General features: G+C 56.9%; 18 protein-coding genes. 8 read left to right on the top strand and 10 right to left on the bottom strand.

All coding sequences use genetic code 11. The features are described 5' to 3' along the window. Positions 1–3: 3 nt before the first annotated feature. The 3 genes from lldD to lldP are packed head-to-tail and all read right to left on the bottom strand — an operon-like array spanning position 4 to position 3,613. A complete protein-coding gene (gene lldD / locus HWQ15_RS07335) occupies positions 4–1,191 on the bottom strand; it encodes an FMN-dependent L-lactate dehydrogenase LldD (RefSeq protein ID WP_022649770.1) in 1,188 nt (395 codons plus the stop codon). Further along, positions 1,188–1,961, bottom strand: coding sequence for a transcriptional regulator LldR (lldR, locus tag HWQ15_RS07330; protein ID WP_023298877.1), 774 nt, complete (start codon positions 1,959–1,961; stop codon positions 1,188–1,190). The genes lldD and lldR overlap by 4 nt, the downstream gene beginning before the upstream one ends. Next, entirely contained in the window at positions 1,958–3,613 is a 1,656-nt protein-coding gene (gene lldP, locus HWQ15_RS07325) for an L-lactate permease (protein ID WP_022649769.1), read from the bottom strand. Before lldP ends, lldR begins: the two co-directional genes overlap by 4 nt. A 1,098-nt stretch (positions 3,614–4,711) precedes the next feature. On the opposite strand from lldP, the gene HWQ15_RS07320 reads away from it, so the two are divergent. From HWQ15_RS07320 to HWQ15_RS07305, 4 genes are read left to right on the top strand one after another with little or no spacing between them, the layout of a single operon-like run. Beyond that, complete coding sequence (locus tag HWQ15_RS07320) at positions 4,712–5,293, top strand: fimbrial protein (RefSeq protein WP_003860173.1); 582 nt, start codon at positions 4,712–4,714, stop codon at positions 5,291–5,293. 30 nt (positions 5,294–5,323) lie between these two features. Further along, entirely contained in the window at positions 5,324–5,998 is a 675-nt protein-coding gene (locus HWQ15_RS07315) for a molecular chaperone (protein WP_022649767.1), read from the top strand. 4 nt (positions 5,999–6,002) lie between these two features. Further along, the gene (locus tag HWQ15_RS07310; protein ID WP_052952477.1) at positions 6,003–8,483 is read left to right on the top strand and encodes a fimbria/pilus outer membrane usher protein; all 2,481 of its coding nucleotides are present in this window, start codon (positions 6,003–6,005) and stop codon (positions 8,481–8,483) included. 9 nt (positions 8,484–8,492) lie between these two features. Continuing rightward, positions 8,493–9,587 (top strand): fimbrial protein, encoded by a 1,095-nt coding sequence (locus HWQ15_RS07305; RefSeq protein WP_046620394.1) that lies wholly within the window; start codon positions 8,493–8,495, stop codon positions 9,585–9,587. 31 nt (positions 9,588–9,618) lie between these two features. Here HWQ15_RS07305 and HWQ15_RS07300 read toward each other — a convergent pair whose 3' ends face one another. The 4 genes from HWQ15_RS07300 to HWQ15_RS07285 form a co-directional block, all read right to left on the bottom strand. Then, positions 9,619–9,981, bottom strand: a complete 363-nt coding sequence (locus tag HWQ15_RS07300) for a YibL family ribosome-associated protein (protein ID WP_022649764.1) — start codon at positions 9,979–9,981, stop codon at positions 9,619–9,621. A gap of 58 nt (positions 9,982–10,039) precedes the next feature. Continuing rightward, positions 10,040–10,630, bottom strand: a complete 591-nt coding sequence (gene mtlR / locus HWQ15_RS07295; protein WP_063149496.1) for a mannitol operon repressor MtlR — start codon at positions 10,628–10,630, stop codon at positions 10,040–10,042. Beyond that, the gene (gene mtlD, locus HWQ15_RS07290; protein WP_038416916.1) at positions 10,627–11,775 is read right to left on the bottom strand and encodes a mannitol-1-phosphate 5-dehydrogenase; all 1,149 of its coding nucleotides are present in this window, start codon (positions 11,773–11,775) and stop codon (positions 10,627–10,629) included. The genes mtlR and mtlD overlap by 4 nt, the downstream gene beginning before the upstream one ends. Before the next feature lie 99 nt (positions 11,776–11,874). Continuing rightward, positions 11,875–13,782: a PTS mannitol transporter subunit IICBA gene (locus tag HWQ15_RS07285; protein WP_022649761.1), complete on the bottom strand. Its 1,908-nt coding sequence runs from the start codon at positions 13,780–13,782 to the stop codon at positions 11,875–11,877. A gap of 436 nt (positions 13,783–14,218) precedes the next feature. Here HWQ15_RS07285 and HWQ15_RS07280 point away from each other — a divergent pair, with 436 nt between their 5' ends. From HWQ15_RS07280 to selB, 3 genes are all read left to right on the top strand, one after another. Beyond that, the gene (locus tag HWQ15_RS07280; protein WP_015572763.1) at positions 14,219–14,827 is read left to right on the top strand and encodes a glutathione S-transferase; all 609 of its coding nucleotides are present in this window, start codon (positions 14,219–14,221) and stop codon (positions 14,825–14,827) included. 103 nt (positions 14,828–14,930) lie between these two features. Further along, positions 14,931–16,316 (top strand): L-seryl-tRNA(Sec) selenium transferase, encoded by a 1,386-nt coding sequence (gene selA, locus HWQ15_RS07275; RefSeq protein ID WP_046620385.1) that lies wholly within the window; start codon positions 14,931–14,933, stop codon positions 16,314–16,316. Continuing rightward, positions 16,313–18,151: a selenocysteine-specific translation elongation factor gene (selB, locus tag HWQ15_RS07270; RefSeq protein ID WP_063149495.1), complete on the top strand. Its 1,839-nt coding sequence runs from the start codon at positions 16,313–16,315 to the stop codon at positions 18,149–18,151. Before selA ends, selB begins: the two co-directional genes overlap by 4 nt. 3 nt (positions 18,152–18,154) lie before the next feature. On the opposite strand, the gene HWQ15_RS07265 is transcribed toward selB, so the two are convergent. Continuing rightward, positions 18,155–19,039 carry an ROK family protein gene (locus tag HWQ15_RS07265; protein WP_022649757.1) on the bottom strand — a complete coding sequence of 295 codons (885 nt, stop codon included), beginning with the start codon at positions 19,037–19,039 and terminating at the stop codon, positions 18,155–18,157. Positions 19,040–19,205: 166 nt separating this feature from the next. On the opposite strand from HWQ15_RS07265, the gene aldB reads away from it, so the two are divergent. After that, positions 19,206–20,744, top strand: coding sequence for an aldehyde dehydrogenase AldB (gene aldB / locus HWQ15_RS07260; RefSeq protein ID WP_045308994.1), 1,539 nt, complete (start codon positions 19,206–19,208; stop codon positions 20,742–20,744). Positions 20,745–20,876: 132 nt separating this feature from the next. Here aldB and HWQ15_RS07255 read toward each other — a convergent pair whose 3' ends face one another. Both HWQ15_RS07255 and HWQ15_RS07250 read right to left on the bottom strand, forming a co-directional pair. After that, positions 20,877–22,826, bottom strand: a complete 1,950-nt coding sequence (locus HWQ15_RS07255) for a glycoside hydrolase family 127 protein (protein WP_038416911.1) — start codon at positions 22,824–22,826, stop codon at positions 20,877–20,879. Between the two features lie 10 nt (positions 22,827–22,836). After that, a complete protein-coding gene (locus HWQ15_RS07250) occupies positions 22,837–24,237 on the bottom strand; it encodes an MFS transporter (protein WP_022649754.1) in 1,401 nt (466 codons plus the stop codon). Between the last annotated feature and the right edge of the window lie 58 nt (positions 24,238–24,295).

Genomic DNA, 24,295 nt, shown 5'->3' with positions numbered 1-24,295 from the left:
AGATCAGGCCGCGTTTCCCTGAGAAAGGGGGGCCAGCGCCGCAGGCAGCTTACTGAGCTCCTGCACCAGAGAGTCTTTGCTGATTTCACCGATTGTTTTCGCACCGGTCAGGGTCATCGCCACCTTCATCTCTTTCTCGATCAGGTTCAGCAGATTCGCCACGCCCGCCTGGCCGCTGGTGGCCAGCGCGTACAGGTAAGCACGGCCCAGCAGCACACTGTCTGCGCCCAGGGCAATCATGCGCACCACGTCCAGCCCGTTACGGATGCCGCTGTCGGCCAGAATCGCAATATCGCCTTTCACCGCATCGGCAATGGCTGGCAGGGCGCGGGCGGAGGAGAGCACCCCGTCAAGCTGGCGGCCACCATGGTTAGAGACCACGATCCCATCGGCGCCAAAACGCACCGCGTCGCGGGCATCTTCCGGATCGAGGATCCCTTTGATCACCATCGGGCCGTCCCAGAATTCGCGGATCCACTCCAGGTCTTTCCAGGAGATGGATGGATCGAAGTTGTTCGCCAGCCAGCCGATGTAATCTTCCAGCCCGGTCGGTTTACCCAGGTAGGCCGAAATATTGCCCAGATCGTGCGGACGGCCATTCACGCCGACATCCCACGCCCACTGCGGGTGCGTCACCGCCTGCCAGTAGCGGCGCATCGCGGCGTTCGGACCGCTCATGCCGGAGTGCGCATCACGGTAGCGGGCGCCGGGCGTGGGCATATCGACGGTAAAGACCAGCGTGGAGCAGCCCGCCGCTTTGGCGCGCTCAAGGGCGTTACGCATAAAACCGCGATCGCGCAGGACGTAGAGCTGGAACCACATCGGGCGCTTGATGGTCGGGGCGACCTCTTCAATCGGGCAGACGGACACGGTGGAAAGGGTAAACGGAATGCCTTTGGCATCTGCGGCGGCGGCGGCCTGCACTTCGCCCCGGCGGGCATACATGCCGCATAAGCCGACGGGCGCAAGCGCCACCGGCATGGAGAGCGTCTCGTTAAACAGCTTCGTCTCAAGGCTCAGGTCAGACATATTCTTCAGCACGCGCTGGCGCAGGGCCACTTCCGACAGGTCCTCCACGTTGCGGCGCAGGGTATATTCGGCGTACGCCCCGCCGTCAATGTAGTGGAACAGGAATGGCGGCAAAATGCGCTGTGCCGCGGCGCGATAGTCACTGGCTGCGGAAATAATCATGCTTTGTTCTCCCTGGAAATATCACTCTCGCCAGGCAGACGGGTAATACGCGCCTGTCGGGCCTGATCTTCATCGAATCGTTTAATGGTGGTATGCACGAAGCCGAGATGCGCCATCATCGCCTTGCGCGCGGCCTCGGCATCACCGGCCAGAATGGCGTTGAGCACCGCCTCGTGCTGTTCGGTCAGTTGGGCAAATACCGGCGGCACCAGATACATGCGCTGGCGGCTCTGCTTCACGGAGGATTGCAGCAGGTCGAAGAACCCGCGCATGGTTTGCAGCAGAACCACGTTGTGCGAGGCCTCGGCAATCGCGAGGTGAAAACGCACGTCCGCCTGGGAGGCGATGTCCGGGTCGCTGCTTTGCGTGGCCTCAAAGCAGGCTTTGAGCTTCTCTTTGTCGGCCTCGGTTGCCCGCATCGCCGCGTGCCACGCGGTGCTGGTTTCGATGGCGTGACGCGCTTCGAGGATGTCAAAGCTGTAGTCCGGGTCGTTTTCCATCAGCGTCTTAAGCGGCTGCACGATGTTTTGTTCGGACCAGTCGTCATGCTGCCAGCGCACGAAGGTGCCGCCGCCTCGACGGCTCAGCAGCACCCCTTCGCTGACCAGCGTCGCCAGCGCCTCGCGCAGTGAATTGCGCGACACGCCAAGCTGGGCGGCAAGCTGACGCTCGGCGGGCAATCTCATGCCCGCTTCCAGCTGTTGTTCTTCTATCAGCGCCCGTACGCGAGTGGCAATCTCGTCGGACAGGCGTCTGGGCATCACTATCATGGAATCATCCAGGTTAAGACATAGGCCTGCAATGTGGTGATCACGCCCACCATGCAGGTAAATATCAGGCTGTGTTTAACGGTAAAGCGGAACAGATCCGACTCTTTGCCTACCAGCCCCACCGCGGCACAGGCAATGGCGATGGACTGCGGTGAGATCATCTTCCCGGTCACGCCGCCGGTGGTGTTCGCGGCGACCAGCAGCACGTCCGAGACGCCAATCTGCTGCGCGGCTGTGGCCTGTAGGGCGGCAAACAGGGCGTTAGATGACGTATCTGAACCGGTCAGGAACACCCCCAGCCAGCCGAGGAACGGCGAGAAGAAGGTAAACGCGTGGCCGGTATGCGCCAGCGCTAACGCCAGCGTCGACGACAGGCCGGAGTAGTTCGAAATAAACGCGAACGCCAGCACCATGCCGATGGAGTAAATCGGCAGCATCAGCTCTTTAATCGTCGCCGCAAAGGTCTGCACCGCGGCGGCAGGCTTCATGCGCAGCCACACTACGGAAAGGATAGCGGCAAACAGGATCGCCGTGCCGGTGGCTGAGAACCAGTCGAACTTAAACACTGCCGCATACGGCGTGGCGTCGTGTACCACCGGCGGCATACGAGCGACCATCTTGTCGAGGAACGGCACGGAGATATTAATCACCATGTCGTACAGCGCGCCGCCCGGGGCGAACAGGGCCTTAAACGGCGGAATGCTCCACAGCGTCACGGTGGCGGTCAGGAACAGGAACGGTGACCATGCGCGTACAATCTGTCCGGCGGTATAGCCGGTGCGCGCCAGCGTCTGATCCACGTGTGATGCGCCCATGTCAGCAAAGCGGAAGATACGTACCGGCTGCCAGCGTTTCAGGAACAGCGTCAGACAGACCAGCGACACCAGGGAAGAGATGATGTCCGGCAGTTCCGGGCCGAGGAAGTTGGAGCTGAGATACTGGGCAATGGCGAACGAACCGCCCGCTACCATCACCGCAGGCCAGGTCTCCTTCACGCCGCGCCAGCCGTCCATAATCGCCATGATCCAGAACAGCACGATAATGGTCAGGAACGGCAGCTGGCGGCCCACCATCTGGCCGATCTCGAAGCTGTCCAGCCCGGTCACCTGGCCCGCCACCAGAATAGGAATGCCCATCGCGCCAAACGCCACCGGGGCGGTATTCACAATCAGGCACAGGCCAGCGGCATACAGCGGGTTAAAGCCCAGACCGACCAGCAGGGCGGCGGTGATGGCCACCGGTGCGCCGAATCCTGCCGCCCCTTCCAGAAATGCTCCGAAGGAGAAGCCGACGATCAGCATCTGCAAACGCTGGTCCGGCGTGATGGAGAGAATCGACGAGCGAATAATGTCGAACTGCCCGGTTTTGACCGAGATTTTGTAGACAAAGACGGCGGCGATGATGATCCACGCAATCGGCCACAGGCCGTAGAAGAAGCCATAGACGACGGAGGCCAGCGCGCGATCGACCGGCATTTTGTAGAAGAACAACGCCACCATCAGGGCGATGGCAACGGTATACGTCGCGGCGAGGTAGCCCTTCAGCTTGAGCTTAATCAGCGCAAAGAAGAAAAACAGGATCGGTAGCGATGCGATCAGGCTCGACAGCCAGATATTTCCGGCCGGATCGTAGTTTTGTTGCCAGAGGCTCATGCAGGTCTCCTGAGGACCACACAGTGTTCGTCGGGTGAGTCTCTGCTCATCTCTGCGTCACACTTAGTGTAAAAGTGGTCCTTCCAATATTGTGATGTAGGGTTAATGACAACAAATGGTTAACCAAGTGTTGATATTCAGCAATTGTTTTGTGAAGTTGAGCATCGAAATTGTGAACGATGGATAGCTTTGTACGTGATTGGTAGGACCAAACCCGCAAAATCAAATCACCGTGTGCATTGGGAGCGGTGGTCAGGTGGAGAGCCTTACATTCGCCTTTTAAGCAGATACGGCGCGTAAAAGAGGTTATATAAAAAGGAGAGGTGATAATATTGCGTGAATTGAATGAGGTTTTTTTGTTTTATTTGTGTTTTTGAGAAGCTGTATATGTGTGAGCATAGTGATATATTTCCTATAAATAAAAATTTTTTTTGGTTAAAAATGCGAAATCTAAGCTGTAGCAAAAAATTTTAATTAAGGTAAATTTCACATATAGATTTTAACAGTGTATTACAAACGATCAATTGATGATCGATAAGGAAATATCCTGTTCAATTGCGGTTTTTCAGGATAAAGGGTAAGAATTTTGCGCTGAACAGACATTTTTTGGCTAATAATATTCTGAAATAAATTGATCAAACAATGATCAGTTGACTCTCTTGTAATTTAGTTGCGGTATTAAAAGCAGATTAATAATTATTATGGCAATCGAAAGGGGTTAAATTTGTTAGTTGAGTGTTAATTTCTGAGTGTTTACAGACGCGGCATATTGCTTTTCAATGCGTAGACGTTAAAAGGCATTTGATTTACTATTTATTCAGAAGCAACGTAACAGAAGATTTTAAATTTATTACTAACCACAATGTATTCAGTGTTATTTTCGGCCAGAAGTCATTCCTCAGTTGAAGGATATCTGTGTATGGCCTTCTGAAAATATACGGATTATCACCATGGGATGGACCCTGCTTTATTCTATAAGGTCGCGTCACCCATTCTGCTAAAAACCTTTCGGTGGCGTTTTTAAATCCTTATAGCGGTTATTGTACCTGGTACAACAAGTCTATATCTGTTTAATTTACAGAGGGGAAAGTGTTCCAAATGAAAATCAAAAATGTGGCGCTGGCGATTGCCGCGGCGGGGCTGCTGTTATCTTCTCAATCAGTACTGGCAAGCAGTGATTCTGGCGTTAATGCTTCTCTGGATACCGGTGCGGGTTCGCAAAGTACGGGCGGGGTGATCAATTTTACTGGGAAGATTACCCTTATTTCCTGTGATATTACTCCGGCCTCTAAAAACAAAACGGTAGACCTTGGGGCGTGGGCAAAAAGCTACTTTGACGATCACAACGAAACGACGCCGCGCGAGTTCAAAATCAACGTGGAAAACTGCCCGGAGACGGTTGAATCGGTTGCGGTACTGTTTGACGGAACCAAAGATACGGTGAATGACACACTGCTTCAGGTTACGCCAGGTGAAGGTATGGCGACGGGTGTCGGCGTGAAGCTTTATAACAGCGATCGCAGCACGGCGATTAAACCGGGTACGGTATCTGAAACAACCGCACCGGATGATGAAGGCAATGCTGAATTAACTTTCTATGCCGCACTTGACAAAGATGGCACGGAAATCAACGCCGGCGATGTTAACGCCGTATCCAACTTCCTGATGGTTTATAACTGATTTCACTGTCAGCCACCTCCAGAGATAATAATGATGAAACGTTTATCGTATATTATGCTCACTGCATTAATGGTTAGTTCTGCGTCAGTTTCCGCTGGCGTTGTAATGGGGGGAACACGGATCGTATACCCGCAAAACAGCAAGGAGGTGGCATTTTCTGTTTCTAATATGGAAAGTGCGGTTCCCTATCTTATTCAGTCGTGGGTTGAAGGCGATGGGCCGGATAAAAATAACGCTGCGCCATTTATTGTCACACCACCTCTGTTCAGACTTGATCCGGAGCAGACCAACACGCTGCGTATTCAATATACCGGCGCTCCGCTGCCCACAGATCGTGAATCTGTATTCTGGCTCGATATTAAAGCGATAGCGCCAAAGCCAAAAGAGAGCAGCAACGAATTACAGGTAAACGTCAAATCGAAATTTAAAATCTTCTACCGCCCGGACAACCTGAAAGGGGACGCCGCCACGGCCTGGCAGAAAATAACGTTTTCGCGAACGGGAAAAGGGCTTAAGGCCGCTAACCCGACGCCATACTACGTCTCTTTTTATCGTCTGACCGTTGGCGGGCATAAAATTGAGCAGCCGGGCATGATCGGTCCAGGGGAAACCCGGGAATGGCCTGTGTCCGCCTCCGGGGGCGTAAGCTGGTCGGCTATTAATGATTTTGGTGCCATCACCGCCACCCACACCCAGCCTCTTTAAGACCATGTCTTTTCGCCTGTTTCGTTACGCGCCGCTTTCGGTGTTGCTGCTTAGCTTCAGCCGCGCGGGGATGGCCGAGGATTACTTTGATCCCGCCGCGCTGGAGCTTTCCTCTACCGAACAGAAAACGGCGGATCTGCACTATTTCTCTGAAAAGGGCGGGCAGATGCCAGGCACCTGGCTCGTGACGCTGGAGATTAACGGACGCGAGGAGCGGCATCAGGAGATCACCTTCGTCAATGAGAAAGGCAGCCTGCAACCCGTTTTTAGCGTATCGCTGCTGGAAGCGCTTGGCGTAAATGTAGGGGCCATTCCTGCATTCTCCCGGTTGCAGGAGGGAGAAACGTTCACGCACCTCGAGGATTTTATTCCGGCAGCGCGAACTTCTTATGATTTCAACCAGCAGCGTCTCTTTCTCAGCCTGCCGCAGGCGGCAATGAAACACCGCAGCCGTGGCTATGTGCCGCAGTCGCAGTGGGACGATGGTATCCCGGCGGCATTTACTGATTACAGTCTGTCGGGCGGTCAGGCCCGTCATCAGAGCGGGGTCACGACATCCAGCTATCTGAGCCTGCGTAACGGCATCAATCTGGGGGCGTGGCGGCTGCGTAACACCTCGGCCTGGAGCTACAGCGACGCGGGCGGCGACCATTTTCAGTCGCAAAGTAGCTGGCTGACCCGGGATATTCGCCGTCTTAACAGCCAGCTACGGATCGGCGATGCCTGGACCGCAGGCGACGTCTTCGATAGCGTGGCGTTTCGCGGGGTACAGCTCTCATCAAGCGAAAGCATGTTGCCCGACAGCCAGCGCGGCTTCGCACCAACCATCCGCGGCGTCGCACACAGCTTCGCTAAAGTCTCCGTTTCGCAAAATGGCTATGTGATCTATGAAACCTGGGTGGCCGCCGGGCCATTTATCATTAACGATCTGTTCCCGGGCGCACAAAGTGGCGATCTACAGGTTACGGTCACGGAAAGTGACGGCTCAACGCGCGTCTTTACCCAGCCCTATTCTGCGGTGCCGTTTATGCGACGCCAGGGCAGCCTGAAATACAGTCTCAATGCAGGACGATTTCACTCCGGCTCCGGTGATGCGCGTTCGCCCGAATTTGTTGAAGGCGCTTTCTTCTACGGTCTGCTCTCCAGGATGACGGTGTATGGCGGCTTTCGTACGGCGAGCAACTATCAGGCCGGTGCAATTGGCGTAGGCAGAGGGTTTGGCGCATTTGGCTCGCTGGGTATTGATGATACGCTGGCAAAAAGCCGTTTACCCGACGGCAAAAGCGCGATGGGGCAGGCGTGGCGCATTCAGTACCAGAAAGATTTCAGCGCTACCGGCACCGCCTTCAACCTGGCGAGCTATCGCTATGCCTCGCGCAATTACTACGAATTTAGTGAACTGAATCAGTCTGACAGCCAACAGCTGCAACTCAATAATCGCCGTAGCCGCTCGCAGGTCACTTTTTCACAGACGCTGGGTCAGTTCGGCAGCCTCAGCGTCTCGGCATGGATGCAGGATTACTGGCATACGTCCGGGCAGGATAAAACCATCCACATTGGCTGGTACACCAGCTGGCGGGGTATTTCCTGGGGCGCGGGGTATGACTACACCGACTCAGCGCTTGAGCAGCATCCCGATCGCACCGTGTCGTTTAACGTCAATGTTCCGCTTGGCAACTGGCTGCCGGGCAGTTCGGTCAGTTACTACGCCAACCACAACAATCGTGGGATGACCACGCAGCAGGTGTCGCTCAACGGCAGCGCGCTGGCGAACCGCAACCTGAATTACAGCGTTCAGCAGAGTAAGACCAGTGAGGGAGAGGCCGACAGCACCAGCCTGGCGCTGCAATACAACGGTGGCTACGGCAACGTCAGCCTCGGTTATGACCACAGCCGAAACGGTAGCAACGCGAGTCTTGGACTCGCCGGAGGCGTTATCGCCACGCAGTATGGCGTCACGCTTAGCCAGCCGCTGGGCGATACCGTCGCCCTGCTGCGCGTGCCCGGCGCGGCGAACGTTGAGCCGGAGGGCTACAACGGGATCCATACCGACAGCCGCGGCTATGCGGTCATGCCAACGCTCTCGGCGTATCGCAAAAATACCGTCAGCCTTGATACGGCGACGCTGGGTGAGAACGTCGACATTGAGCAAAGCGGTCTGACGCTCATTCCCACCAGCGGCGCGGTGGTGCTGGCCAATTACACAACCCACATTGGTTATCGCGTTCTGTTTTCCCTGCGCTACCACGGCGAACCGTTGCCGTTTGGCGCGCAGGCTGAAGTGGTGGAGCAGAACCGCCATTCTGCAAACCGAAGCATGGTCGCTGACGGCGGTCAGGCCTACCTGAGCGGGGTACCAGAGCGCGGCACCCTGCGCGTCACCTGGTATGAAAACGGGGAGCAGCAGCAATGCCAGACACCTTTCAGACTGGGGAAAGCTCATATGGCCCCCGGTATCGCCACGCTGTCCGTTGAGTGCCATTAGAGGAATATCATGCGTCGTTTTATTCACTGGTTTTTCTATCTGAGCCTTCTTTCGCTTTTTGGCATGCTGAGTTTTCATGCGCACGCTCAGGCCTCGCCCTGCCGCACCACGCGCGATCAGTGGGTTGTCCAGGTACCCTACGCCATTGGATATGCTCCCGGCACCGCGGATTGGACGCCGGTTTCCGCGCCGATACAGTCTACCGGGCAAGACTTCTACAACTGTGATGGCGGTAGTGACCCCTGGCGTAGTATCGGATTTGTCGAGCTGGATAACCCCGTCGGCACCGTGGTGGGGGAAGACGGTGCGTCGCGGCACGTCTACAAAACCCAGATTGACGGCATCGGCTACGCGCTCGGGTTCCGCGAGCAGCAGTACTGTGGTGCGGATGCCGTACAGTATATTGACGGCACCAGCCCGGTAGACGGCAACGAGTCCCGGCGTATCTGCGATGCCTCACAGAATCCTGCCTTTGCCAGCGCCCCAACGTATAAATTGCAGTTCTGGGTGGTGTTTTACAAAATCCCGACGACCAGCCCCATGCCTGACGATAACGCCAACTCCCAGGAGCAAAATGTCGGATCGCTGATATTGCAGGCGGGAGAAAATCAAGCCAGCGCCACCAACGTGGCGACACCAGTACAGATTCATCTCGCCAGCTTCACCGTCAGGCGTACCAGCTGCTCAGTGGGCTCTCGCAGCATTCTTGTTCCCATGGGGAGCGTGAGCCAGCGTGAATTTCACGGCATCGGCTCCCGTGCCGGAGGCGGACGCTTCAGCATTCCGGTGACCTGTGAAAATAACACGGCGGTTAAGATGGGTTTCTTTGGCGATACCACGCCGGGCAACGATCGGGCGCTGGCGTTGACGAAGCAGGAGGATAGCGCCAGCGGTGTCGGGATCGAACTGCTTTACGGTGACAATACCGGTTCGGTTCAGGGGCAGGTGGTATCGTGGAACACCCCGCAGGTGTCAGCGCTTGGCCAGGTAGGGGATAACCAGACGCAGACCTTCTGGTTTGATGCGCATTACATTCAGACGGAAGAGAACGTAACGGCGGGAAAAGCGGATGCGATGGCCACGTTTAACCTGATTTACAACTGAGTTTCCCCTGCGCAGCGGCAGGGGAGAGCGATCAGAACGCGGTCTTACTAAAACCCGTCATCTCTTTCAGGCCCATTTCGCGGCCAAGCTCAGTCATCGGGTGCACCACCACCAGGCCACGGACGCTTTTCTTCAGCTTGCCCATGTCGGCCTGCTCTTTTTTGGTGATCGCGCGGCGATGCGGCATGTTCATCAGCTTCTGCGCCTCTTTACTCAGCTTCTGGCCTTTCACATCGCGCAGGCGCTCAATTTCCGCCTCCAGCTTCACGGACTCTTTTTCCAGCTCGGCATATTTCTCGGCGGAATCAACAAGGGAGAGGCCAGCCATCTGATGGCGGATCAGATCCAGACGGTCGCTCAGGCGTTTAATTTCGTTCTTTTCGACTTCTTTCATGACAAATAACTCTGAAAACGGGGAATTTACAGGGAAGGATACACCAATGTGTGCGGGCTTACTTCTGAAACGCTTTTTTTAAGCTGATTTTAGAAATCAGCTCAGTCAGGGAAAGCACCATGGTGGAGCGGACAACTTGTTGATAACGCAGCTTTTGCATCATGTACAGCTCAGGGTCGCTGTCATCAAAATGAGGTGCGGGAGGGAGCGCGGCTACGCAGTGCAGTTCGCCGAAGGGCCCCAGGATCTCATCATCGGTGAAGGTGTACTCATTGCCGTCATGATTGAGCTCTTCGCGCAGCGCCATTAACAGCTCGGCGTCTTCATACTCCTGACGGTTGAGCACGCCAAGACCGTAAATCAGCTTCAGCCGTACCGATAAATCGCCCAGCGGTCCGTCTCCGTCCAGTAACGGTTCTACAGCATACTTTACCGCGTAGTCGTCTTTGCGAAACACCTGAAGCACCAGAATGTTCACCGCCTCGGTTAACAGCTCGACGGCGGTGATCAGGAAACTTCGTACGGTTTTGCCAGCATTCAGACGCTCAAGCACACGATTTTCAAAGGCCTGGGTTTGTTCCATTATTGCCTGCATATCTGACAATCTGTTATTCGGGCGCAGGCTAACCTGCGCCGGACTCTGCATCATTTGGTTGCGTTGTATGCGCTGACCGCCTCCGCAACCACGTCACTGTTGGCATCCAGACCGGAAATCTGCGCCAGCGCAGCCTGTGCGCCTTTGTCATCAATCAGCTGAGCCAGCTCAATCGCCTGCGGGTCCTGCTCGCTGCGGTAGTGCATCGCGGCAGCTATCCCTTTCACCAGGTTAGCGTGCGGCAGACCGTATTCCAGCGTGCCCAGCAGCGGTTTAATCAGGCGGTCGCCCGCGCTCAGTTTACGCAGCGGCTGACGACCCACGCGCTCAACGTCATCTTTCAGATACGGGTTTTCAAAACGACCGAGGATTTTCTGGATGTATGCTGCGTGTTTATCAGCATCAAAACCGTAGCGTTTGATCAGCACCGCGCCGCTCTCTTCCATTGCCCCTTTGACCACCGCACGGATGTTCTCATCGAGGATCGCGTCACGAATCGTCTGATGACCGGCCAATTTCCCGAGGTACGCGGTTATAGCATGCCCGGTGTTCAGCGTGAAGAGTTTACGTTCGACAAATGCCATCAGATTATCGGTTAATTCCATTCCCGGAATGGTCGGCAGCGCGCCTTTAAACTGGGTTTTATCAACGATCCACTCGCTGAAGGTTTCCACGGTTACTTCCAGCGGGTCGTTGGTGGCGGATTCTGATGGCGGAACGATGCGGTCAACGGCGGAATCCACAAAACCAACGTGCGCTTCAACCCAGGCTTTATCTTCATCAGCCACAGCGGCCAGAACGTGGCCTTTCAGCTGCGTGGTGCCGCGCACCATGTTTTCACAGGCGATGATGTTCAGCGGCGTTTCAACGCCTTGTGCTTTACGCTTCGCCAGGCCTTTCGCGACCGCCGGGGCGATACGCTCAAGCACCACCGGACCCACGGCTGTGGTGACCAGATCAACGCTCGCGATGAGGTCAATCACGTCGTCGCCAATGCTGCTTACCGCGTTGACGCCAGAGACCGTTTCAACCTGTTCGTTTTCACCCACCACGTGAACCTGATAGCTATGACGGGCATTCAGGGCATCCAGAACCACCTGATTCACATCGGCGAATGTCAGGGTAATGCCCGCGTCTGCCAGCAGTTTACCGATAAAGCCACGTCCGATATTACCTGCGCCAAAATGTAATGCTTTCATAGTGTTAACCTTCATCAATGTTTTTACCCGAGAGGGCTGGGGTGAGGAACGTTTCCCCTCACCCTAGCCCTCTCCCCGGGGGAGAGGGAAGAGGCGCTGTTACTTGTTAAGCAGAGCCAGAACTTCTTCAACGCTGGTGGTGTTGGCCAGACGCTCAATAACCGTTTCGTCATCCAGCGCGTTGGTCAGGCTGGTAATCACCTGGATATGCTCGTTGTTGCGAGCGGCGATACCAATCACCAGACGGGCGATGTCGTCCTCTTCTTCACCGAAGCGCACGCCATCAGGATACTGACAGAACACCACGCCGGTTTTCAGCACGCGGTCTTTCGCTTCAACCGTACCGTGCGGAACCGCGATGGATTCACCCAGGTAGGTTGGGGTCAGCTTTTCACGCTCCAGCATCGCCTCAACGTATTCCGGCTGAACGTAACCGCCTTTCACCAGCTGCTCACCGGCGAAGCGAATGGCCTCTTCTTTATTGGTCGCCGTGCGGCCAAGGAAGATGTTTTCTGCGCCCAGTTTGAACAGATGCGCGTTGCTCTCGTCGAAGCTGTCTTGCAGGCTGGTGCGCACTTTCACTTCGTTATCTTCATGGCGCTGGGCCGCAACCAGACGTTCGGTCAGGCTGGTGTACAGGCCGCTGTCGAGGAAGTTGGTCAGGGAAATGTGCTGCGCCTGCGGCACCTGACGCATGGCGCGCTCGGTCAGATCGCGGTGCGTGATCACCAGGTCAACGTCCGGCGGCAGGTTGTTAATCGCGCTGTTGGTCACGGAGATGTTGGTCAGACCCGCATCCTGCACTTTCTTACGCAGCACGCCCGCACCCATTGCGCTGGAACCCATACCGGCATCACAGGCCACGATAATTTTACGCACGTGGCTCAGGTCGTTAGAGACATCACCCGCCGCCAGCGGCGTTGCGCCTTTGGATTCGGCTTTCATGTCATGCATACGACGGGTTGCCGCTTCGATATCGTCGTCTTCTTTCACCTTGCTGGTTTTCAGCAGGATAGCGGAGACCACGAAGGAGACGGCCATGGCCGCACAGATCGCCGCGATGTTCGCGAAGTAGGCGCCTTTCGGGGTCATCGCCAGCACCGCCAGAATAGAGCCTGGAGAAGCAGGAGACACCAGACCACCGCCCAGTACGCTCAGGGTGAACACGCCGGTCATACCGCCAAGGATAACGGCCAGGATCAGACGTGGGTTCATCAGCACATACGGGAAGTAAATTTCGTGAATACCGCCCAGGAAGTGAATGATCGCCGCGCCGCCAGCAGACTGTTTCGCGCTGCCGCGACCAAAGAACATGTACGCCAGCAGAACGCCCATACCCGGACCCGGGTTCGCTTCAATCAGGAAGAAGATGGACTTGCCGAGATCGTGTGACTGCTGGATACCCAGCGGTGAGAAGATACCGTGGTTGATGGCGTTGTTCAGGAACAGGATTTTCGCCGGTTCAACGAAGATAGACGCCAGCGGCAGCATGTCATGCGCCACCATGAAGTTAACGCCCGCCGCCAGCAGTTTGGAGAGCACTTCAACCGCAGGGCCAATGCCGAGGAACGCCAGAATCGCGAGGATCATCCCGATGATGCCCGCGGAGAAGTTGTTCACCAGCATTTCGAAGCCGGATTTGATCTTGCCATCAACCCAGACGTCAAATTTCTTAATAGCCCAGCCGCCCAGAGGACCGGCAATCATCGCACCGAGGAACATCGGCATATCCGCACCGACAATCACCCCCATGGTTGTGATGGCACCCACGACACCACCACGGTCACCGCCCACCAGACGACCACCGGTATAACCGATGAGCAGCGGCAGCAGGTACGTAATCATTGGGCCAACAAGTTTCGCCAGCGTTTCGTTAGGCAACCACCCTGTCGGAATAAATAATGCGGTGATAATACCCCACGCGATAAACGCGCCGATATTTGGCATCACCATGTTGCTGAGGAAACGACCAAAGCTTTGCACTTTGATCTTGAAATCGGATGACATAAAACACCCCTTCTTATGTTTACGCTTAGGCTTGTGGCCCGAGGTTTATCGTTAATGTGCGGCGGCAGAGGTAGCCGGGCCCTGTTCTGATGCTGTGAAATCTGGCACTGAATCGTTCAACTGTCCAGACAGCGGAATTTTGTGTGATCTGAATCACATGAATGTAGGGGGTGAGGATATTAATGAAGTGATCGCTATCACATAATGGGTGTGTAAAAAAAATACATTGCTCAGAATTACGCCAAAATGAGGGCTATTTTGTGATTAATATCACAATGTTAAGTTGGCTGTTTGTTTCCAGATTGTGATTTGATTCACAAAATATTTTTATGCAGATTTCTTCCGTATCCCCTCACGGCAGGAATGCGATACGTACACCTGCCTTTTTTCACGGCTTGATCCATACTGACCTCTTTATGGGCATTAAGGATAAGCAATGAAACTCATCGGCAGTTATACCAGTCCTTTCGTGCGTAAGATTTCGATTCTCCTGCTGGAGAAAGGGATTGAATTTGAATTCGTAAATGAACAACCGTACAACGCAGAGAACGGCGTTGCGCAGTACAACCCGCTGGGGAAAGTCCCGGCGCTGGTAACGGACGAGGGCGACTACTGGTTTGATTCCCCGATCATTGCGGAGTACATCGAGCTGCTTGGCGTTGCGCCAGCCATGCTGCCGGCGGATCCAAAAGCAGCGCTGGCGATGAAGCAAATTGAAGCCCTGGCGGATGGCATTATGGATGCGGCATTAACGTCCGTACGCGAGCAGGCAAGGCCCGCCGCCCAGCAGTCAGAAAATGAGCTGCTGCGCCAGCGCGAAAAAATCAGCCGCAGCCTGGATATGTGCGAACAGCTGATCCGCGACGGGAAAATTCAGAGCGATAGCCTGAATCTGGCGACGATCGCCATCGCCTGCGCCATTGGCTACCTTAATTTCCGCCGCGTCTCGCCGGGCTGGTGCGTGGATCGTCCGCTGCTGGTCAAACTGGCGGAGACGCTCTTCCAGCGCGAAAGTTTCGCCCGGACTGAACCACCAAAGGCTTGATGCGGGTTATAACACTTCCTGGCGGGAGGCGGTACAATCCCCCCACATGTTAACTCCCTCTCCCGTCGGGAGGGGGGAAGATATTTACTCGCCAGGCGCATTCATGACTACTCATCATTCCCTCTACAGCCAGATCCCCGCTACCGATCGTCTGCTTCGTGATCCGCGCATCACTGCGGTGCTGGAGCAGTTTGGCCATACTGCAACGGTCGACATGCTACGCCAGCTTCAGGACGATGCGCGTCGCCATATTCAGGCTGAAAACGCGCTACCCGGCTGGTGCGAGGCATGGGCGCAGGAAGTTGAATGGAGGCTGAGCAAGCACGCGCAAAGCGCGTTGCGCCCGGTTATTAACCTGACGGGCACGGTTCTGCACACCAATCTGGGCCGGGCACAGCAGGCAGAAGAAGCAATAGAGGCCGTCACCCGGGCCATGCGCTCGCCGGTGACGCTGGAGTACGATCTGGACGGCGCCGGGCGCGGGCATCGCGATCGCGCGCTGGCGGATCTTCTCTGCCAGATCACCGGCGCGGAAGATGCCTGCATTGTGAATAACAACGCGGCGGCGGTGCTGTTAATGCTGGCGGCCACCGCGAGCGGAAAAGAGGTTGTCGTCTCTCGCGGCGAGCTGGTGGAGATCGGCGGGGCATTTCGTATTCCGGATGTCATGCGCCAGGCGGGCTGCACGCTGCATGAAGTGGGCACAACCAACCGTACCCATGCAAAAGATTATCGCGCTGCGGTGAATGAAAACACCGCCCTGCTGATGAAAGTGCATACCAGTAATTACCACATTGAGGGGTTCACCAAAACGGTGGAAGAGGCCGAACTGGCCGCCATCGGGCGCGAGCTAAACGTGCCGGTGATTGCCGATCTCGGCAGCGGGTCGCTGGTGGATATGCGCCAGTACGGTCTGCCGAAAGAGCCAATGGTGCAGGAAATGGTTGCTGCGGGCGTAAGCCTGGTCAGTTTCTCCGGCGATAAACTGCTGGGTGGGCCGCAGGCGGGGATTATCGTCGGCAAGCGCGAGCTGATTGCGCAGCTACAGCAGCACCCACTGAAGCGTGCCCTGCGTGCCGATAAAATGACGCTGGCCGCGCTGGAAGCCACGCTGCGGCTCTATCTCCACCCGGAGAAACTGGCTGACCGCCTGCCCACGTTGCGTTTGCTGAGCCGTGATGAAGCCTCTGTTCGCGCGCGGGCGGAAGCGCTACTGCCGCAGGTTGCTCCCCATTACCCTGAGTTTGAAGTTCGTATCGAGCCTTGCCTGTCGCAAATTGGCAGCGGCTCGCTGCCCGTGGACAGGTTACCGAGCGAAGCGCTGACGTTCACCCCGCGCGACGGACGCGGAAGCCAGCTTGAGGCGCTGTCGGCGCGCTGGCGTGCATTACCGACGCCAGTGATTGGCCGGATCGGTGATGGTCGTATGTGGCTGGATTTACGCTGCCTGGAAGATGAAGGGCGGTTTCTGGAGATGATGTTGAAATGATTATTGCCACCGCCGGTCACGTTGACCACGGCAAAACCACGTTATTGCAGGCCATTACGGGCGTGAATGCCGATCGCCTGCCGGAAGAGAAAAAGCGCGGCATGACCATTGACCTGGGTTACGCCTACTGGCCACAGCCCGACGGTCGCGTGCTGGGCTTTATCGATGTGCCCGGCCACGAGAAGTTTCTTTCCAATATGCTCGCGGGCGTGGGCGGGATCGATCACGCTCTGCTGGTTGTCGCGTGCGATGACGGGGTGATGGCGCAAACGCGCGAGCATCTGGCGATCCTGCAACTGACGGGAAACCCGCAGTTGACCGTCGCCCTTACCAAAGCGGACCGTGTGGATGAGCCGCGTATCAACGAGGTGCGTGAAGAGGTACTGGCGGCGCTGAGTGAATACGGTTTTAAGGATGCCGCTCTGTTTGTCACCGTGGCGACAGAAGGCCGCGGTATCGACGCTCTTCGCGACCATTTGCAGCAGATCCCGTCTCGTGAGCATGCCAGCCATCACCGCTTCCGTCTGGCGATCGACAGGGCGTTTACCGTGAAAGGGGCTGGGCTGGTGGTGACGGGTACCGCGCTGAGTGGCGAAGTTAACGTGGGCGATACCCTGTGGCTGACGGGCGTGAACAAACCCATGCGCGTGCGCGGGCTTCACGCGCAAAACCAGCCGGTGGAACAGGCCCACGCCGGGCAGCGTATCGCGCTGAATATTGCTGGTGATGCCGAAAAAGACCAGCTTAACCGCGGCGACTGGCTGCTGGCCGACGCGCCGCCGGAGCCTTCTGAACGGATTATCGTTTCTCTACAGACCCACACGCCGCTGACCCAGTGGCAGCCGCTGCATATCCATCACGCGGCCAGCCACATCACCGGACGCGTGTCGCTGCTGGAAAACGATCTCGCCGAACTGGTGTTCGACTCCCCGCTCTGGCTGGCGGATAACGACCGCCTGGTTCTGCGCGACATCTCCGCGCGCGAAACCCTGGCGGGCGCCCGCGTGGTGATGCTGAATCCGCCCCGTCGCGGCAAGCGTAAGCCCGAGTATTTAGCGTGGCTGGCCTCGCTGGCCCAGGCCCGTGACGACAAGTCTGCGTTAGATATCCACCTTGAGCGTGGTGCGGTGGATCTGGCTGCGTTCGCCTGGGCGCGCCAGCTCAGCGGTGAAGGATTGCGTCTTCTGACGCAGGAGCCGGGTTTTATTCAGGCTGGCAACAGCCTGCTGAACGCGCCGGTGGCGGCGCGCTGGCAGCGTAAAGTGTTGAGCACGCTGGCGACCTATCATGAACAGCATCAGGATGAGCCCGGTCCGGGCCGTGAACGTCTGCGGCGTATGGCGTTGCCCATGGAAGACGACGCGCTGGTGCTGTTGCTGATTGAAAACATGCGTGAAAGCGGCGTGATTGCAAGTCATCACGGCTGGCTGCACCTGCCGGAACACAAGGCCGGTTTTACCGCTGAGCAGGACGCGGTCTGGCAAAAAGTGGCGGCGCTGTTTGGCGATGAACCCTGGTGGGTGCGCGATCTGGCGCGTGAAACCAATACCGATGAGCAGCTGATGCGTCAGGTACTGCGGCATGCGGCGCAGCAGGGCATGATTGTGGCGATCGTGAAAGATCGTTATTACCGCAACGATCGGATCGTTGCGTTTGCGAACCTGATCCGGGAGCTGGATCAGGCGCGCGGATCAACCTGCGCCGCAGACTTCCGCGATCGGCTGAACGTAGGACGCAAACTGGCGATTCAGATCCTGGAGTATTTCAACCGCATCGGGTTTACGCGTCGTCGTGGCAATGACCATGTGCTACGCGACGCGCAGTTATTTCCGTAAGCGTTAAGCGCTGCGCGCCTGCTTCTGCTTAGCCAGCCAGACCGCGCCCAGCCTTCCCGCCTGGTTACCCAGCTCGCAGGGAAGGATGGGCACCCGGAGCGCTTCCCACTCCTCGAATCGCTGTAAATATTTATCCAGCAGGAGATAGATTTTCTCCTGCTCACTAATGCCGCCGCCAATCAGCACCGCCTGCGGATCAAACATAGAGATCACGCTGTAAATACCGCGCGACAGACAATGCGCCCACGCTTCAATGGCCTCGCGCAGATGCACGTCGCTGTCCATGCGTTTAAACAGCTCCTCACCATCAGGCATCTCATCTTCCGACACGGCCAGCGCGCGGCGGCAGGCTTTCATCAGGCCACTGGCGGACGCCACTTCATGCATCGGTTCGCCCTCATTGCCTACGGGCAGCACGCCAAACTCACCCGCCCGGTAGTGCGACCCGCGGTAGAGATCGCCCTCCATGACGATACCGCCGCCGATGCCGGTGCCGATGGTGATGCAGACGAAATGCTCATAGTCCTTGCCCGCGCCCTGCCAGCGCTCGCCCAGCGCCGCGCAATTGGCATCGTTTTCGATTGTCACGGGGAGATCGGTCAGCTGTGCGAACAGTTCGCACAGGTTTTCGCCGTCAAGATAGTCCAGCGCCCCGGCTTTGGCCGCTTCGCCGGTATGGTGATTGATATGTCCTGGAAAACTCACGCCAATGCTGGCGATCTCGTGCTCCTGGCAGTATTTATCCACTACCGTTTTCCACTTCTCTTTGAAGGTGCTTTCATCGTCCGGCGTATCATATTCATCGGATGTCAGTTCTTCGCCGTTTTCATTAATTACGCCGTGTTTGATGTGGGTTCCACCCACGTCAAAGCCGATAAATAGCTGCATTGCATCATTCCTCATGAGCCCTTGAGCTATTAAGTATGGCTGCGGCGGCAGAAACGAAACGTAAAGTACGGTAATCCGTGATGCGGCTCGTAAACCCGCTACCCGCTGGCGAGAAAATCATCAGCCGGAACTACCCTTGTTGTACAACAACAGCAAGGAGACGGTCATGACAAACAATCCTCCCTCATCGCGTATCCAGCCTGGCGAGTATGGTTTTCCCCTTAAGCTGAAGCCCCGCTATGACAACTTTATCGGCGGCGACTGGGTGGCGCCCGTCGACGGTGAATACTATTCCAACCTGACGCCCGTTACCGGCCAGCCGCTGTGTGAAATTGCCAGTTCGGGCAAACGGGATATCGATTTAGCGCTGGATGCGGCGCATAAGGCGAAAGATAAGTGGGGGCAAATGTCCGTTCAGGACAGAGCGGCCATGTTGTTCAAAATCGCCGATCGGATGGAGCAGAATCTGGAGCTGCTGGCGACCGCAGAAACGTGGGACAACGGCAAGCCGATCCGCGAAACCATGGCGGCGGACGTGCCGCTGGCGATCGACCATTTCCGCTATTTTGCGTCCTGCATCCGTGCCCAGGAGGGGGGAATAAGTGAAGTTGACAAAGATACCGTGGCGTATCACTTCCACGAGCCGCTCGGCGTGGTGGGGCAAATTATTCCGTGGAACTTCCCGCTGCTGATGGCGAGCTGGAAAATGGCGCCCGCGCTGGCGGCGGGTAACTGCGTTGTGCTGAAACCTGCACGCTTAACGCCGCTTTCGGTGCTGCTGCTGATGGAGGTAATTGGCGACCTGTTGCCGCCGGGGGTCATTAACGTGGTCAACGGGGCCGGGGGAGAGATCGGCGAATATCTGGCTACTTCAAAGCGTATCGCCAAAGTGGCGTTTACTGGCTCAACGGAAGTGGGTCAGCAGATTATGCAGTACGCGACCCAGAACATCATTCCGGTCACCCTGGAGTTGGGCGGGAAATCGCCGAACATCTTCTTTGCCGACGTGATGGATGAAGAGGACGCCTTCTTCGACAAAGCGCTGGAAGGGTTTGCGCTGTTTGCGTTTAACCAGGGCGAAGTCTGCACCTGTCCGAGCCGCGCGCTGGTGCAGGAATCCATTTATGAGCGCTTTATGGAGCGGGCGATCCGGCGCGTGGAGTCGATTCGCAGCGGTAATCCGCTGGATAACGTTACCCAGATGGGGGCGCAGGTATCGCATGGCCAGCTGGAAACCATCCTCAACTATATTGATATCGGTAAAAAAGAGGGGGCTGATGTGTTGACCGGCGGTCGTCGTAAGGTGCTGGGCGGCGATTTGCAGGAGGGCTACTACCTTGAGCCGACTATCCTGTTCGGTAAGAACAACATGCGCGTTTTTCAGGAGGAAATTTTTGGACCGGTGCTGGCCGTCACCACGTTTAAAACCATGGACGAGGCGCTGGAGCTCGCGAACGACACGCAGTATGGCCTGGGGGCGGGCGTCTGGAGCCGTAACGGTAATCTGGCCTATAAAATGGGCCGCGGCATTCAGGCCGGACGCGTATGGACAAACTGCTATCACGCCTATCCGGCTCATGCGGCGTTTGGCGGCTACAAACAGTCGGGCATCGGGCGCGAAACCCATAAAATGATGCTGGAGCACTACCAGCAAACGAAATGTCTGTTAGTCAGCTACTCCGATAAACCGCTGGGGCTGTTTTAATCTCCCGGCTCAGGCCGTCCCGGGCGGCCTGAGCCGGGTTAAAGCCGGGTGGCGGCTTCGCCTTACCCGGCCTACTTTTTACTCCCTCTCCCGTGGGAGAGGGCTGGGGTGAGGGCAACAGGCCGCAGTTATTCAGCCTTCATCCACCCATATCCGCATTTCCCCTTCTCCCCGGTTTGCCCAGCTGAACCACGGAATGAAGGTCAGCGTCTGGGGCTGACGTTCTACCGGCGAGTGGTCGTACTGCCACAAGGCATCAGTGTCCTTCGCCTGACACCCGATCCCTTCCGCCTGTATCAGCATCTTGTGCGCGAAAATGCCTTTGCCTTCAAATACCCGAAACGCGCTGTCTTGCGGCAAAGAAAGGTTATGCAGATTTGCGCCGTTATCGGCTTCTTCCAGGCAGTAAACCAGCGGCCCACGCTGCAATGCGACTTTCCCCGCCTGCTGGCGCACCTGCGGGTTGCCGTACACGCGGCGGACCGGCATCGGTAACGTCAGCGTCAGCGTGTCGCCTTCCTGCCAGCTGCGGTTGAGGTATAAGTATCCACGGGAGACCTCGCCTGTAATGGCTTGACCATTGAGCGAAACAGCCGGTTCCGCACACCAGTCCGGCAGCCTCAGGGCCAGCGTGTGAGTCACCGGAACTGGTGAGGTAATCTCGATTTTCACCTGCTCATGCCACGGATAGTTTCCGCTAATCCGCAGCTGGAGGATGTTATCCCCAACCGGAATGGCGACGTCGTTCCCCACGTACAGGTTGATCAACAGCGCGTCCGGGCGAACGGTATAAATGTAGTGCCCCAGCGAGGTCAGCACGCGCGCAATATTCGGCGGGCAACAGGCGCAGCCGAACCAGCGCTGGCGCACCGGTTTCACGTGGTCATAGATATGGTTAAAGGCCAGTGTTTTCGGGTGCACTTCCAGCGGATTCACATAAAAGAAATGCTTACCGTCCAGCGCCATGCCACCCAGCACCGTGTTGTATAGTGCGCGCTCCATCACGTCGGCGTAGTGGCCGTCCGCCTCCATCTCCAGCATTCGGCGGGCAAACATCATCAGGCCGATGGAGGCGCAGCTTTCGGCATAGACCGTATCGTTGGGCAGATCGTAATCGCTGCTGAATGCCTCGCCGCTGCTTTGCGAGCCAATCCCGCCGGTGATGTACAGCTGGCGCTGTGCCATGTTGTTCCACAGCCGCAGGCAATCCTGACGTTTCCCTTCGTCGTTGCTCAGGCGCGCCAGATGCGCCATGCCCGCCATCAGATAGACAAAACGCACGGCGTGGCCGATGGCCGTTTGTTGTTCGGCAAGGGGCTGATGCGCCTGGCTGTAGGCTTTGTCCTTGACCATCCACGCCGGGCCATAGGTGTTCCAGTATGACGTTCTGCCGCGCTTCTCATATTCGATATCGTAGAAGTGAGGCTGTGTGCCGCGTTCCTCAATAAAGTATTTCACCAGATTGAGATAGCGTGGCTCCTGCGTGACGTCGTACAGCCGCATCAGCGCCAGCTCGATTTCCGGGTGGCCCGGATAGCCGTGCAGCTGGTTTTCGCCCGGGCCAAACACGCTGTCGATATGATCCGCCAGCCTGCACACCACGTCCAGCAGGCGGCGCTTTCCGGTTCCCTGGAAATACGCCACGCCCGCTTCAATCATATGCCCGGCGCAGTACAGTTCGTGGCACTCGGCCAGATTGGTCCAGCGCTCGGCCGGTGCTTTCACCGTGAAATAGGTATTGAGATAGCCATCTTCACACTGCGCCGCTGCGACCAGCTCGATCACCTCGTCGGCGGTTTTTTCCAGTTCGGCATCCGGCTTCTGGCACAGCGACCACGCCACGGCTTCGAGCCATTTCGCCACGTCGCTGTCCTGAAAGACCATCCCGTAAAACTCCCCCTGTTCCAGACCGGCCGCGATGCGGAAGTTGGCGATGGCGTGGCTGGGTTCAGCCTCCGCCACGCGATCGTTAAGCGCATCCCACTGGTAGGGGATTACCACATCGCGGACCAGCCGTTGGTACTGACCAAGAAACGGGTCGTTGATTTTCAGCTGATGCAGGTCGGCTTCCATTATGGTCATATCGTTCTCCTCAGGACTGTACATGACGCTGGCGCAAATCGGTGGCAATGCGCGACATCACGGGATTGTTAAGCCTGCACCAGCGGATAGCGACCGCCAGCAGCAGGTGGAAAAGGGCAGGGAGTAGCGTCTCCATGGCGGTGATGCCCTGCAATGAGGCGGGTGTCTGGTTGCCCGCGCCTGGCTGATAGGCCACGGCAATAAACACCAGGCTGATGATCCCGGCGCTGGATGCCCACGCGAGCTTGATGAAAAATAGATTGAAGGCGAAATTCATCCCCGAGGAGCGCACGCCGGTTTTCCATTCGCCGTAGTCATCGGCAAAGGCCATTAGCGAGAAGTGAAGCGGCAGGGTGAAGCCCAGGATCACGCCGTTACTTAAAATCACGATAAGCCAGAGCGTCTGGTGCGCCGGGCCACCTGGCAGGAACCACATTCCCATAGCAAGCGCAGCGAGTACCAGGTTGGTGTAGTAGTAGAGTTTGACGGTATCAATCCGCCGCGACAGCGGGTTGACGATCACCGCGCCCAGAATGGCGGCAAAGGTCACCATGGTGAAAAACAGCGAGGTGTACGCCGTGCTGCCCTGAAGCACGTAGGTGATGAAGTACATGTACCCGCCGCCGCGAATGTTGAAGACGTTGATCAGCAGAAACGACATCACCAGCATCAGCAGCAGCTGATCGTTTTTACGCAGGCCCGCCAGGTGCTCGCGCAGGGTAAATTTCCCCATCAGCGCAAGCGGGACGCGCTCGCGCACCCAGAAGAAGCAGCACAAGAACATCACCACAGCGATGGCGCACAGTACGCCGACGCCCAGCTGATAACCCCGGGCGGTATTGCCCTGTCCCAGCTCTGACACCAGCCACGGCAGGCCAACGGAGACCAGAAAGCCCGCCACGCCGCACAGTACGAAGCGCCAGGACTGGCAGGATATTACCTCGTTGTGGCGGGTGGTCATGGTGTTGATCAGCGCGCAATACGGCACGTTGATGGCGGTATAGCCTACGGACAACAGCAAATAGGTGCCGAACGCCCAGGCGATTTTCACGCCCATGCTGGCGTCCGGGACGGTGAAGGTCAGCACGCCGACGATCCCGATGGGAAGCGCGACCCACAGCTGCCACGGACGAAAACGCCCCCAGCGGCTCTGCGTGCGGTCGGCAATCACGCCCATCACTGGATCGGAAATCGCGTCAAATACCCGAAGGGCAATAAACAGCGTGCCCACCAGCGCGGGCGTCAGGCCAAATACATCGGTATAGAAAAAGGTCAGGAAGTTCATGATCAGGCAGGTAATTACCGTGCCGCCCGCGTCGCCCAGGCCGTAGCCAATTTTCTCGCGGACTGACAGTCGGTCATCGGCTGCCTGTTTTGCAACTTCTGCGTCTGTAATCGGTGTGGAAGTCATGGGGTAACTCCTCGATAAACGATTTTTTATCGTATTTGTGCAAGGTACCCCATTTATT

The sequence above is a fragment of the Enterobacter sp. DSM 30060 genome (genome assembly GCF_013375955.1).
GTDB lineage: Bacteria > Pseudomonadota > Gammaproteobacteria > Enterobacterales > Enterobacteriaceae > Enterobacter > Enterobacter intestinihominis.
Note: the sequence above shows the minus strand (reverse complement) of the source record. Positions and strands in the feature narration are given on the sequence as shown.